The sequence below is a fragment of the Citrobacter sp. C348 genome (assembly GCF_047467975.1).
In the GTDB taxonomy this organism is placed as follows: domain Bacteria; phylum Pseudomonadota; class Gammaproteobacteria; order Enterobacterales; family Enterobacteriaceae; genus Citrobacter; species Citrobacter gillenii.
The window spans coordinates 483,426-496,558 of the sequence record NZ_JASJUJ010000001.1; the positions used below are offsets into that span (position 1 = coordinate 483,426).

10 protein-coding genes are annotated in these 13,133 nt (G+C 54.1%); 8 read left to right on the plus strand and 2 right to left on the minus strand.

Annotated elements, in window-relative coordinates; all coding sequences use genetic code 11:
- Window positions 1-171 precede the first annotated feature (171 nt).
- The 4 genes from atoD to QNN86_RS02315 are packed head-to-tail and all read left to right on the plus strand — an operon-like array spanning window position 172 to window position 4,018.
- Window positions 172-831: an acetate CoA-transferase subunit alpha gene (gene atoD / locus QNN86_RS02300; protein WP_414210565.1), complete on the plus strand. Its 660-nt coding sequence runs from the start codon at window positions 172-174 to the stop codon at window positions 829-831.
- A gap of 2 nt (window positions 832-833) precedes the next feature.
- Entirely contained in the window at window positions 834-1,484 is a 651-nt protein-coding gene (locus QNN86_RS02305) for a 3-oxoacid CoA-transferase subunit B (RefSeq protein WP_414210566.1), read from the plus strand.
- On the plus strand, window positions 1,481-2,803 hold the full coding sequence (locus QNN86_RS02310) for a TIGR00366 family protein (RefSeq protein WP_414210567.1): 1,323 nt from the start codon (window positions 1,481-1,483) through the stop codon (window positions 2,801-2,803). Before QNN86_RS02305 ends, QNN86_RS02310 begins: the two co-directional genes overlap by 4 nt.
- 30 nt (window positions 2,804-2,833) lie before the next feature.
- Window positions 2,834-4,018: an acetyl-CoA C-acyltransferase gene (locus QNN86_RS02315; protein ID WP_182269507.1), complete on the plus strand. Its 1,185-nt coding sequence runs from the start codon at window positions 2,834-2,836 to the stop codon at window positions 4,016-4,018.
- Between the two features lie 43 nt (window positions 4,019-4,061).
- Here the strand turns inward: QNN86_RS02315 and gyrA are convergent, their stop codons facing one another.
- A complete protein-coding gene (gyrA, locus tag QNN86_RS02320) occupies window positions 4,062-6,698 on the minus strand; it encodes a DNA topoisomerase (ATP-hydrolyzing) subunit A (RefSeq protein ID WP_182269506.1) in 2,637 nt (878 codons plus the stop codon).
- Between the two features lie 158 nt (window positions 6,699-6,856).
- Between gyrA and ubiG the strand changes: the two genes are divergently transcribed.
- The 4 genes from ubiG (at window position 6,857) to yfaE (ending at window position 11,737) form a co-directional block, all read left to right on the plus strand.
- The gene (gene ubiG / locus QNN86_RS02325) at window positions 6,857-7,585 is read left to right on the plus strand and encodes a bifunctional 2-polyprenyl-6-hydroxyphenol methylase/3-demethylubiquinol 3-O-methyltransferase UbiG (RefSeq protein ID WP_414210568.1); all 729 of its coding nucleotides are present in this window, start codon (window positions 6,857-6,859) and stop codon (window positions 7,583-7,585) included.
- A gap of 369 nt (window positions 7,586-7,954) precedes the next feature.
- Complete coding sequence (gene nrdA / locus QNN86_RS02330; protein ID WP_182269505.1) at window positions 7,955-10,240, plus strand: class 1a ribonucleoside-diphosphate reductase subunit alpha; 2,286 nt, start codon at window positions 7,955-7,957, stop codon at window positions 10,238-10,240.
- 112 nt (window positions 10,241-10,352) lie between these two features.
- Window positions 10,353-11,483 carry a class Ia ribonucleoside-diphosphate reductase subunit beta gene (gene nrdB, locus QNN86_RS02335; RefSeq protein WP_174360347.1) on the plus strand — a complete coding sequence of 377 codons (1,131 nt, stop codon included), beginning with the start codon at window positions 10,353-10,355 and terminating at the stop codon, window positions 11,481-11,483.
- Window positions 11,483-11,737 (plus strand): ferredoxin-like diferric-tyrosyl radical cofactor maintenance protein YfaE, encoded by a 255-nt coding sequence (yfaE, locus tag QNN86_RS02340; RefSeq protein WP_096756406.1) that lies wholly within the window; start codon window positions 11,483-11,485, stop codon window positions 11,735-11,737. The genes nrdB and yfaE overlap by 1 nt, the downstream gene beginning before the upstream one ends.
- 3 nt (window positions 11,738-11,740) lie before the next feature.
- On the opposite strand, the gene QNN86_RS02345 is transcribed toward yfaE, so the two are convergent.
- Window positions 11,741-12,931, minus strand: a complete 1,191-nt coding sequence (locus QNN86_RS02345; protein WP_414210569.1) for an MFS transporter — start codon at window positions 12,929-12,931, stop codon at window positions 11,741-11,743.
- Between the last annotated feature and the right edge of the window lie 202 nt (window positions 12,932-13,133).

Sequence of the window (13,133 nt, forward strand, 5' to 3'; positions counted from 1 at the left end):
TGCACACTGCGCAAAACTCTGCATAGTTCCCCCATCACTATCACATATTCAGAGAACAAATAACCCTTCTGATTCAATTAATTAACGATATTTCTTTCTATTTCACCATTCTGGCATCCCGCTTGCAATTCCCTGATGTACCCAAAATGGACCAGGCAACAGGGAAATAGAATGAAAACAAAACTTCTTACCTTACAAGACGCTACACATTTCTTTCGCGACGGCATGACCATCATGGTCGGGGGCTTTATGGGGGTTGGTACCCCACCCCGTTTGGTTGAAGCTCTACTTGAGTCCGGCGTCAGAGATCTGACTCTTATCGCTAACGATACGGCCTTTGTCGATACCGGGATCGGGCCGCTGATCGTCAATGGCCGTGTGAGCAAAGTAATTGCTTCGCACATTGGCACCAATCCTGAAACCGGTCGACGCATGATTGCAGGTGAAATGGAGGTTCAACTGGTGCCGCAAGGCACCCTGATTGAGCAAATTCGCTGCGGCGGCGCGGGGCTTGGCGGTTTTCTGACGCCGACCGGCGTTGGCACCATTGTCGAAGACGGCAAGCAGACCCTGACGCTTGATGGCAAAACCTGGCTGCTTGAACGCCCATTACGTGCGGACCTGGCGCTGATTCGTGCGCACCGCGCAGACATGCTTGGCAACCTCACCTACCAACTCAGCGCGCGCAATTTCAACCCACTGATCGCCCTTGCCGCCGACCTCACGCTGGTGGAGCCGGATGAAATGGTCGAAACAGGTTCGCTTCTCCCTGACCAGATAGTCACCCCCGGCGCCGTTATCGACCATATCGTCATTCCACAGGAGAGCTAATCATGGATGCTAAACAACGTATTGCGCGCCGCGTGGCGCAAGAACTTCGCGACGGCGACGTGGTGAATTTAGGCATCGGCCTGCCAACGATGGTCGCCAACTACCTGCCCGCAGATATTCACATCACCCTACAGTCCGAGAACGGTTTTCTCGGGCTGGGTCCGGTCACCACCGCCCATCCCGATCTGGTCAACGCCGGTGGGCAACCGTGTGGTATTTTGCCCGGTGCCGCAATGTTTGATAGCGCTATGTCATTCGCGTTAATTCGCGGCGGCCATGTGGATGCCTGTGTCCTCGGTGGGTTGCAGGTTGATGAACAGGCTAACCTCGCCAACTGGGTGGTTCCCGGTAAGATGGTGCCCGGTATGGGCGGCGCAATGGATCTGGTCACCGGCGCGCGTAAAGTCATTATCGCCATGGAACATTGTGCGAAAGATGGCGCGGCTAAAATTCTCCGCCATTGCACCATGCCACTGACGGTCCAGCACGCGGTACATATGCTGGTCACCGAACTCGCCGTTTTCCGCTTCATTGACGGTAAAATGTGGCTGACAGAAATCGCTGAAGGCTGTGATATCGTCGCCCTGCGTGAAAAAACCGAAGCGCAGTTTGATATTGCCGACGATCTGCTGATCCTGCGAGGTGACGTATGATTGGTCGTATGTCACGCTTTATGACGCGCTTCGTCAGCCGCTGGCTGCCCGATCCGCTGATCTTCGCCATGCTGCTGACGCTGATAACGTTCGCCATTGCGCTGTGGTTGACGCCGCAAACACCGATCAGCATGGTCAAGTTCTGGGGAGACGGTTTCTGGAATCTGCTGGCATTTGGTATGCAGATGGCGCTGATCATCGTCACCGGCCACGCGCTGGCCAGCTCCGGTCCGGTTAAAAGTCTGCTGCGCACCGCCGCTTCAGCCGCTAAAACCCCCACACAGGGCGTTATGCTGGTGACATTCTTTGCCGCGGTCGCCAGCGTCATCAACTGGGGCTTTGGTCTGGTGGTGGGAGCGATGTTTGCTCGTGAAGTCGCCCGTCGGGTACCCGGCTCTGGCTACCCGCTGCTGATTGCCTGCGCCTACATCGGCTTTCTGACCTGGGGTGGGGGTTTCTCCGGCTCAATGCCGTTGCTGGCGGCCACACCGGGCAACCCGGTCGAGCACGTTGCTGGATTAATTCCGGTCAGCGACACCCTGTTTACCGATTTCAATATTTTCATCACTCTGGCACTGATTGTGGTCATGCCGTTCATCACCCGCATGATGACGCCGAAACCGTCTGATGTGGTAAGCATCGATCCAAAATTATTGCTGGAAGAAGATGATTTCCAGAAGAAACTCCCGCCAGACGCACCGCCGTCCGAGCGTCTGGAAGAGAGCCGTATTCTGACGCTGATCATTGGCGGACTGGGGATTGCTTACCTGGCACTGTATTTCGCCGACAAGGGTTTCAACCTCACCATCAACACCGTCAACCTGATGTTTATGATTGCCGGTTTGCTGCTGCACAAAACGCCAATGGCTTATATGCGTGCCGTCAGCGCCGCCGCCCGCAGCACTGCGGGGATCCTGGTGCAGTTCCCCTTCTACGCCGGTATTCAGTTGATGATGGAGCATTCCGGTCTCGGCGGGCTGATTACCGAATTCTTCATCAACGTCGCCAACAAAGACACCTTCCCATTAATGACCTTCTTCAGTTCCGCGCTGATTAACTTTGCCGTGCCATCAGGGGGTGGACACTGGGTGATTCAGGGACCGTTCGTGCTGCCAGCCGCACAGGCGCTCGGTGCTGACCTCGGTAAATCGGTGATGGCTATCGCCTACGGCGAGCAGTGGATGAACATGGCGCAACCGTTCTGGGCTTTACCTGCGCTGGCTATCGCCGGGCTGGGCGTGCGCGACATTATGGGCTACTGCATCACCGCCCTGCTTTTCTCCGGCGTCATTTTCGTCATCGGATTGACCTTGTTCTGACGGCAGCCACTTACTTAAGGGAACAGAAAAATGAAAAATTGTGTCATCGTCAGCGCGGCACGTACCGCAATCGGTAACTTCAATGGCGCACTAGCCACCACCGGCGCCGTCGAACTCGGATCAACGGTGATTAAAGCTGCGCTGGAGCGTGCCCGCCTCGACCCACTCCAGGTTGACGAGGTGATCATGGGTAACGTGCTGCAGTCAGGTTTAGGACAGAACCCGGCACGCCAGGCGTTGTTAAAAAGCGGTCTCGCCGATACCGTGTGCGGCTTTACCATTAATAAAGTCTGCGGCTCTGGCCTTAAAAGCGTGGCGCTTGCTGCGCAGGCGATTCAGGCCGGGCAGGCTCAGGCAATTGTCGCCGGCGGTATGGAAAATATGAGTCAGGCACCGTACTTGTTAGACGCTAAAGCCCGCTGGGGATATCGCCTCGGGGACGGACAGTTGTCAGATGTAATCCTGCGCGACGGTCTGATCTGCGCCGAGCATGGCTACCATATGGGGATCACCGCTGAAAATGTCGCCAAGGAGTATGGCATTAGCCGGGAGATGCAGGATGAACTGGCGCTGATGTCGCAGCGTAAAGCGGTATCGGCAATAGAGTCAGGGGCATTTGAGGCAGAGATCGTCCCTGTGAGTGTGGTATCGCGGAAAAAAGCGATCATGTTTGATCGTGATGAATTCCCCAAAGCCGACTCTACGGCGGAAGGCCTTGCCGCATTACGTCCGGCCTTCGACAAAGCAGGCACCGTCACGGCCGGTAACGCTTCGGGGATCAACGACGGTGCCGCCGCGCTGGTAATCATGGAAGAGGCGGCGGCGCTGGCTGCTGGGCTGAAGCCGCTGGCGCGCATCAAAGCCTATGCCTGCGGCGGCGTCGCGCCTGCCATGATGGGCATGGGTCCGGTTCCGGCGACGCAAAAAGCGCTGCAACTGAGCGGGCTTCAATTGTCTAATATCGACCTGATTGAGGCCAATGAGGCGTTTGCCGCACAGTTTCTGGCAGTAGGGGAAACGCTGGGATTTGATGCGCAAAAGGTGAATGTCAACGGCGGAGCAATCGCGCTTGGGCACCCTATCGGCGCCAGCGGGGCGCGCATTCTGGTGACGTTGCTACACGCGCTACAGGCGCGGGATAAAACCCTTGGACTGGCGACGCTGTGCATCGGCGGCGGCCAGGGGATTGCGATGATAGTAGAAAGAATGAACTAAAAAAAAGGGCCGGATTTCTCCGGCCCTTCTCATTACAACTTAATTATTCTTCTGCGTCATCCGCCGCATCGTCATCGCTTTCTGCTTCAGGCGCGATATCCTCGTCCCCTTCCGCTGCGCTGCCGTCGATGGAATCCAGTTCTTCGTCATCAACCGGTTCAGCTACACGTTGCAGACCCACTACGTTCTCATCTTCCGCCGTGCGGATGAGGATAACGCCCTGGGTGTTACGCCCAACCACGCTGATTTCCGACACGCGAGTACGCACCAGCGTACCGGCATCGGTGATCATCATGATCTGGTCGCTATCGGTCACCTGCACCGCGCCAACAACGGAACCGTTACGCTCGGTGACTTTGATGGAGATAACGCCCTGCGTCGCACGCGACTTGGTTGGATACTCTTCCGCCGCGGTACGCTTACCATAACCGTTTTGCGTCACGGTCAGGATAGCGCCTTCGCCACGCGGAATAATCAGCGAAACAACTTTGTCTTCGCCCGCAAGCTTGATACCACGCACGCCGGTCGCTGTACGACCCATCGCACGCACGGCATCTTCTTTGAAGCGCACCACTTTACCGGCGGCAGAGAACAGCATTGCTTCGTCAGACCCGGAGGTCAGATCCACGCCAATCAGCTCGTCGCCTTCATTCAGGTTAACCGCAATAATACCGGCTGAACGTGGACGGCTGAACTCGGTCAGCGCCGTTTTCTTCACGGTACCGCTAGCGGTTGCCATAAAGACGTTCACGCCCTCTTCGTACTCGCGTACCGGCAGGATCGCGGTGATACGTTCGTTGGCTTCCAGCGGCAGCAGGTTGACGATTGGACGTCCACGCGCGCCACGGCTCGCTTCCGGCAGCTGATAGACCTTCATCCAGTACAGACGACCACGGCTGGAGAAGCACAGGATCGTATCGTGGGTGTTGGCCACCAGCAGGCGGTCGATGAAGTCTTCTTCTTTAATACGTGCTGCTGATTTACCCTTACCGCCACGACGCTGTGCTTCGTAATCGGTTAACGGCTGATATTTGACGTAGCCCTGATGAGACAAGGTCACGACAACATCTTCCTGGGTAATCAGATCTTCGATGTTGATGTCAGCGCTGTTGGCGGTGATTTCAGTGCGACGCTCATCACCGAACTGCTCGCGAACCAGCTCCATCTCTTCACGGATCACTTCCATCAGGCGATCGGCGCTGCCCAAAATGTGCAGCAATTCAGCGATCTGCTCCAGCAGCTCTTTGTATTCGTCGAGCAGTTTTTCATGCTCAAGGCCGGTCAGTTTCTGCAAGCGCAGATCCAAAATCGCCTGGGCTTGCTGTTCAGTCAGGTAGTACTGACCGTCACGCACGCCAAACTCAGGTTCCAGCCATTCAGGACGGGCAGCGTTATCACCGGCACGTTCCAGCATCGCCGATACGTTACCCAGCTCCCACGAACGGGCAACCAGTCCGGCTTTCGCTTCAGCCGGGGTCGGCGCACGACGGATCAGTTCAATGATCGGATCGATGTTGGCCAGTGCAATCGCTAACGCTTCAAGGATGTGGGCACGATCGCGGGCTTTACGCAGTTCAAAAATAGTACGGCGAGTAACCACTTCACGACGGTGACGCACAAACGCAGCGATAATATCTTTCAGGTTCATGATCTTCGGCTGACCATGGTGCAGCGCAACCATGTTAATACCGAAGGAAACCTGCAGCTGGGTCTGGGAGTAAAGGTTGTTGAGAACCACTTCCCCGACCGCGTCACGTTTGACTTCAATCACGATGCGCATACCGTCTTTATCAGACTCGTCACGCAGCGCGCTGATGCCTTCAACGCGTTTGTCTTTGACCAACTCGGCAATTTTCTCAATCAGGCGCGCTTTGTTCACCTGATACGGAATTTCGTGCACGATGATGGTTTCACGACCGGTTTTCGCGTCAGCTTCAACTTCCGCGCGGGCGCGAATGTACACTTTACCGCGACCAGTACGATAGGCTTCTTCAATACCACGACGACCGTTGATGATCGCGGCGGTCGGGAAGTCCGGACCTGGGATGTGTTCCATCAGCCCTTCAATGCTGATGTCTTCATCGTCAATGTAGGCCAGACAGCCGTTAATCACTTCTGTCAGGTTGTGCGGCGGAATGTTGGTCGCCATACCTACCGCGATACCGGACGAACCGTTCACCAGCAGGTTAGGAATTTTGGTCGGCATGACGTCCGGAATGCGTTCGGTGCCGTCATAGTTATCGACGAAATCAACCGTTTCTTTTTCCAGGTCAGCCATCAGCTCGTGGGCGATTTTCGACATACGGATTTCCGTATAACGCATCGCTGCGGCGGAGTCGCCATCGACAGAACCAAAGTTACCCTGACCATCCACCAGCATGTAACGCAGGGAGAATGGCTGCGCCATACGAACAATGGTGTCGTAAACGGCGGTATCACCATGAGGGTGGTATTTACCGATTACGTCACCAACGACACGGGCAGATTTTTTATAGGCTTTATTCCAGTCGTTGCCCAATACGTTCATGGCGTAAAGTACGCGACGGTGAACCGGCTTCAGGCCATCTCGGACGTCCGGCAGCGCACGGCCAACAATGACCGACATCGCATAATCCAGATACGAGCTCTTCAGCTCTTCCTCAATGTTGACCGGTGTAATTTCTCTCGCAAGGTCGCTCATCTAACCGCTATCCCTCTACTGTATCCCGGATTCAAAGGTCGCAAATTATAACACATCCGTGCAGATTCAGGTAAATGGATTCCCCCTGAGAGAGGCTTTATTCATCCTGCCAGGCTGATATACTCGTTTGTATTGCTAATTAAGGAGTAGAAGCCCCAATGAATGCCGAAAAAGCCCCGGTGACTCAGAACGTTGACCATGAAGAAATTGCCAAATTTGAAGCAGTCGCGTCGCGCTGGTGGGATCTTGAAGGTGAATTTAAGCCTCTGCACCGCATTAACCCGCTGCGTCTGGGTTATATCACCGAGCGCGCAGGCGGGCTGTTTGGTAAAAAAGTGCTCGACGTCGGCTGCGGCGGCGGCATTCTGGCTGAAAGCATGGCGCGCGAAGGCGCGACGGTCACCGGCCTGGATATGGGTTTTGAACCGCTACAGGTGGCAAAACTGCATGCGCTGGAAAGTGGCATTCAGGTGGAATACGTACAAGAAACTGTGGAACAACACGCCGAAAAACATGCACACCAGTACGACGTGGTGACCTGCATGGAAATGCTGGAACACGTACCGGATCCGCAGTCGGTGGTCAGAGCCTGCGCGCAGTTAGTGAAACCTGGCGGCGAGGTGTTTTTCTCCACGCTCAATCGCAACGGCAAGTCGTGGCTGATGGCGGTGGTTGGCGCGGAGTACATTCTGCGCATGGTGCCTAAAGGCACGCACGATGTGAAAAAATTTATTAAGCCTGCGGAATTGTTACAGTGGGTTGATCAGACAGTGTTAAAAGAGCGCCACATGACCGGCCTGCACTACAACCCGATCACCAACACCTTTAAGCTGGGTCCAGGCGTGGACGTGAACTATATGGTGCACACCACCGCGAAAGCCGAGTAACTTATCTGCACGCCTGATGACGTTTCGCTTATCAGGCGTACAAACTCTGTGCCAGATCATATAACGTAATCGCTCTTCGATGAAGAAATCAGCACTCGATCAAATTTTCTATTTTTTTTCTCAATTATTGACATCCTCGCCAGGCCTTATAAGACGCGCACTTAGCGATTATTACCCTTTTGCAACCTCAATTTAACGCCAAAATCAACTCTTGTACTGAAAAGAATCCCTACTAGAATACTCACCATATAGCGTCTATCTTATCAAACAACCCCTACATATAGTATTTATCCACAGACTTAGTCACAACATGGCACTGTGGACAATACGGGGGATATTTTTTTCTTTCACGGACAGGTAAAAAACCACATGAATCAGAGTCTGCTGGTGACAAAGCGTGATGGTAGTACAGAGCGCATCAATCTCGACAAAATCCACCGAGTTCTGGATTGGGCGGCAGAAGGACTGAATAACGTATCGATTTCTCAGGTCGAGCTTCGCTCCCACATTCAGTTTTATGACGGCATCAAGACTTCCGATATTCACGAAACGATTATCAAAGCCGCCGCCGATCTGATCTCCCGCGATGCACCGGATTACCAATACCTGGCTGCCCGCCTGGCCATTTTCCACCTGCGCAAAAAAGCGTACGGCGAGTTCGAACCGCCAGCGCTGTTCGACCATGTGGTAAAAATGGTTGAAATGGGCAAATACGACAATCATCTGCTGGAAGACTACACGGAAGAAGAGTTCAAGCAGATGGACTCGTTCATCGTGCACGACCGCGATATGACCTTCTCCTATGCTGCCGTGAAGCAGTTAGAAGGCAAATATCTGGTACAAAACCGCGTCACCGGTGAGATTTACGAAAGCGCCCAGTTCCTCTACATTCTGGTGGCAGCTTGCCTGTTCTCGAACTACCCGCGTGAAACCCGTCTGGAATACGTTAAGCGTTTCTACGACGCCGTTTCGACGTTTAAAATTTCGCTGCCAACGCCAATCATGTCTGGCGTGCGTACCCCAACCCGTCAGTTCAGCTCTTGCGTGCTGATCGAGTGCGGCGACAGCCTGGATTCCATTAACGCCACCTCCAGCGCCATCGTGAAATACGTTTCCCAGCGCGCCGGTATCGGCATCAACGCTGGACGCATTCGTGCGCTGGGTAGCCCGATTCGCGGCGGTGAAGCGTTCCACACCGGCTGTATCCCGTTCTATAAGCACTTCCAGACTGCGGTGAAATCCTGCTCTCAGGGCGGCGTACGCGGCGGTGCGGCCACGCTGTTCTACCCGATGTGGCATCTGGAAGTTGAAAGCCTGCTGGTACTGAAAAACAACCGTGGCGTCGAGGGCAACCGCGTACGTCACATGGACTACGGCGTACAGATCAACAAGCTGATGTACACCCGCCTGCTGAAAGGCGGCGACATCACCCTATTCAGCCCGTCCGACGTTCCGGGCCTGTACGACGCGTTCTTCGCCGATCAGGACGAATTCGAGCGCCTGTACACCCAATACGAAAACGATGACAGCATTCGTAAACAACGCGTAAAAGCGGTTGAGCTGTTCTCGCTGATGATGCAGGAACGCGCCTCTACCGGTCGTATCTACATTCAGAACGTTGACCACTGCAACACCCACAGCCCGTTTGATCCGGCTATCGCACCAGTGCGCCAGTCCAACCTGTGCCTGGAAATCGCGCTGCCGACCAAACCGCTGACCGACGTTAACGACGAAAACGGTGAAATTGCCCTGTGTACGCTGTCGGCCTTTAACCTCGGCGCTATCAACAGCCTTGACGAACTGGAAGAGCTGGCCGTGCTGGCGGTACGTGCACTGGATGCGCTGCTGGATTATCAGGATTATCCGATCCCTGCCGCCAAGCGTGGCGCCATGGGTCGCCGTACGCTGGGTATTGGGGTGATCAACTACGCTTACTGGCTGGCGAAGAACGGTAAACGTTACTCTGACGGCAGCGCCAATAACCTGACCCACAAAACCTTTGAAGCCATTCAGTATTACCTGCTGAAAGCCTCGAATGAGCTGGCTAAAGAGCAAGGTGCGTGCCCGTGGTTTAACGAAACCACCTATGCCAAAGGTATTCTGCCGATCGATACCTACAAGAAAGATTTGGATGCCATCGTCAACGAACCGCTGCATCACGACTGGGAAGCGTTGCGTGAATCGATCAAGACTCACGGTCTGCGTAACTCCACACTCTCTGCTCTGATGCCGTCTGAGACCTCTTCGCAGATCTCCAACGCCACCAACGGCATTGAGCCACCGCGCGGTCACGTGAGTATCAAAGCCTCGAAAGATGGCATCCTGCGTCAGGTAGTACCGGATTACGAACACCTGAAAAATGCCTATGAACTGCTGTGGGAAATGCCCAATAACGACGGCTACCTGCAACTGGTTGGCGTGATGCAGAAGTTTATCGATCAATCGATTTCAGCCAATACCAACTACGATCCGTCCCGCTTCCCGTCAGGGAAAGTGCCGATGCAGCAATTGCTGAAAGACCTGCTCACCGCCTACAAATTTGGTGTCAAAACGCTGTATTATCAGAACACCCGCGACGGTGCTGAAGATACTCAGGACGATATGGTGCCGTCTATCCAGGACGATGGCTGCGAAAGCGGCGCATGTAAGATCTGATGAATAATGCCGGGTGGCGCTACGCTTACCCGGCCTACGATTGCACGGTTTGTAGGCCGGATAAGGTGCTTGCACCGCCATCCGGCGCTCATCCCACAAAGGATTCACATCAATGGCATACACCACTTTTTCACAGACGAAAAATGACCAGCTTCTGGAACCGATGTTCTTCGGCCAGCCGGTGAACGTCGCGCGCTACGATCAGCAAAAATATGACATCTTCGAAAAACTGATCGAAAAGCAGCTCTCTTTCTTCTGGCGTCCGGAAGAAGTCGATGTTTCTCGTGATCGCATTGACTTTCAGGCACTGCCAGAGCATGAAAAACACATTTTTATCAGCAACCTGAAGTACCAGACCTTACTGGACTCCATCCAGGGACGCAGCCCAAACGTCGCGCTGCTGCCGCTGATCTCGATCCCTGAGCTGGAAACCTGGGTGGAAACGTGGGCCTTCTCGGAAACTATTCACTCACGCTCTTACACCCATATCATCCGTAACATCGTTAACGATCCGGCGGTGGTGTTTGACGATATCGTCACCAATGAGCAGATCCAGAAGCGCGCGGAAGGGATCTCCAGCTACTACGACGAGTTAATCGAGATGACCAGCTACTGGCATCTGCTCGGCGTTGGTACGCACACGGTCAATGGTAAGACGGTGGTCGTGAACCTGCGCGAGCTGAAGAAGAAACTGTATCTGTGCCTGATGAGCGTTAACGCACTGGAAGCGATCCGCTTCTACGTCAGCTTCGCCTGCTCTTTTGCTTTTGCCGAGCGCGAACTGATGGAAGGCAACGCGAAAATCATTCGCCTGATCGCCCGTGACGAAGCCCTGCACCTGACCGGGACCCAGCATATGCTGAACCTGTTGCGCAGCGGCGTAGACGATCCGGAAATGGCAGAGATTGCCGAAGAGTGTAAACAGGATTGCTACGACCTGTTCGTACAGGCCGCTGTGCAGGAAAAAGAGTGGGCTGATTACCTGTTCCGCGACGGTTCAATGATCGGTCTGAACAAAGATATTCTGTGCCAGTACGTCGAGTACATCACTAACATTCGTATGCAGGCCGTAGGGCTTGACCTGCCGTTCCAAACGCGTTCGAACCCCATTCCGTGGATCAACACCTGGCTGGTGTCCGATAACGTGCAGGTTGCACCGCAAGAAGTGGAAGTCAGCTCTTATCTGGTCGGGCAAATCGATGCCGAAGTCGATACCGACGATCTGAGTAATTTCCAGCTCTGATGGGCCGTATTACCCTACGCATCTCTGGCACGCAGCTGCTGTGCCAGGATGAACATCCTTCCCTGCTGGCCGCGCTTGAATCGCACAATGTTGAGGTCGAGTATCAATGTCGTGAAGGCTACTGCGGCTCCTGCCGTACCCGCCTGGTAGCGGGTCAGGTTGACTGGATTGCAGAGCCTTTGGCCTTTATTCAGCCGGGTGAGATACTGCCCTGCTGTTGCCGGGCAAAGGGTGACATTGAGATTGAGATGTAACGCCTAGTGAACTTCATGCGCGGAGACCAGCACCACGTCTCCGCGTTTTTTCATCTGCATGATGTACAGCGCTCCGGCAAGAACCACCAGCACGGCACCGACCAGATAAATCGCCCGATACCCCACGCCTTCTACCATCATCCCCATAATAAATGCCCCAATCGCCATTCCCGCATCCATTGCGTTGAAAAAAAGCGAATTGGCGATGCCAATTTTATGCGGCTCTACCTCGCTAATAATTTGCGTCTGGAACACCGGTGTCACCGAGCCGTAGCCAATGCCAATCAGCCCTCCGGCAATAATCATCATGATGCTGCCGTGGGTATATCCGAGCACCACAAGCCCTACGGTAAAGGCGACCAGGCACGGGTAAACCACGTATTTCGGTCCTTTTTTATCACAAATATTGCCGGTAAACGTTCGGCAGATCATCAGGCAGACAGCGTAGCAAAGCAGGAAGTTACTGGCGGCGGCCATCAGATCCAGCTCGCGTGCATACAGCGCCAGGAAGGCAGATACCCCGGCGTAGGAAAAGGTCATGAAGAAGGTCACCATGGCAAAAGGCAAGGCGGCACGGTCAAACATGGCGGCAAACCCCAGCTTAGGCTGCGAGCCATCGGCATGACGAATCACCGACGGCACGGCAACAATCAATGACAGCACAATGCCCACCGCCGCTACCGCTGTACAAAGCCAGAACGCGGAAGTAAAGGCCTCCCAGCGCGCCATGTTCAGACCCACCCATGGCCCAACGACCATCGCCAGTCCCATAGCTAAAGAGAAAAAGCTGATGCCCTCCCCACGTCGGGAGGCCGGTATCAACCGCGCGGAAATCGTCCCTTTTACCGTAGTAATAACGCCAAACGTGACACCATGAAGCACCCGAATAAACAGCAGTGATTCAATTGAATGGCAGACAGGATACAGCGCAGTGACCACCAAAAAGGCCAGAGAAGAGAGCACCAGAATCGTTTTATTCGAATATTTTCCCACCCATTGTCCGGCAAACGGACGTACCACAATGGCGGCCCCCAAAAAGAAGGTGACTAATAAACCCGCCTTATCAGGGGTCGCATGGAGACGCTCCAGGATATAGATCGGCAACAGCGTCAACAGGACATAAAAAACAAAAAAGATAATAAAGCTGATAATCGTGATGGCCCAAAAATCTTTCGTCCACAATTTTTCTTTCATACTCGGCAACCTGTCCCGACGGCGCACGCAGGCAACGCTCAGAGCGACTGAACAACGGACAGGTGCGTCAAAATGTGATTTATCCCCGTCATAGTTCACGTTGCTTATGTGTCGGCTACGCAAATTATTTTGGGTATTTAAGGTAGAAAGTCAGTATAAACAGGCTTATTTTATTAGAGAAATTAATCATTTTAATGGTATT

Excerpts from the sequence above, each read along its gene's own strand:
- atoD (WP_414210565.1), top strand. The coding sequence starts at position 172 with ATGAAAACAAAACTTCTTACCTTACAAGACGCTACACATTTCTTTCGC.
- QNN86_RS02305 (WP_414210566.1), top strand. The coding sequence starts at position 834 with ATGGATGCTAAACAACGTATTGCGCGCCGCGTGGCGCAAGAACTTCGC.
- QNN86_RS02310 (WP_414210567.1), top strand. The coding sequence starts at position 1,481 with ATGATTGGTCGTATGTCACGCTTTATGACGCGCTTCGTCAGCCGCTGG.
- QNN86_RS02315 (WP_182269507.1), top strand. The coding sequence starts at position 2,834 with ATGAAAAATTGTGTCATCGTCAGCGCGGCACGTACCGCAATCGGTAAC.
- gyrA (WP_182269506.1), bottom strand. The coding sequence starts at position 6,698 with ATGAGCGACCTTGCGAGAGAAATTACACCGGTCAACATTGAGGAAGAG.
- ubiG (WP_414210568.1), top strand. The coding sequence starts at position 6,857 with ATGAATGCCGAAAAAGCCCCGGTGACTCAGAACGTTGACCATGAAGAA.
- nrdA (WP_182269505.1), top strand. The coding sequence starts at position 7,955 with ATGAATCAGAGTCTGCTGGTGACAAAGCGTGATGGTAGTACAGAGCGC.
- nrdB (WP_174360347.1), top strand. The coding sequence starts at position 10,353 with ATGGCATACACCACTTTTTCACAGACGAAAAATGACCAGCTTCTGGAA.
- yfaE (WP_096756406.1), top strand. The coding sequence starts at position 11,483 with ATGGGCCGTATTACCCTACGCATCTCTGGCACGCAGCTGCTGTGCCAG.
- QNN86_RS02345 (WP_414210569.1), bottom strand. The coding sequence starts at position 12,931 with ATGAAAGAAAAATTGTGGACGAAAGATTTTTGGGCCATCACGATTATC.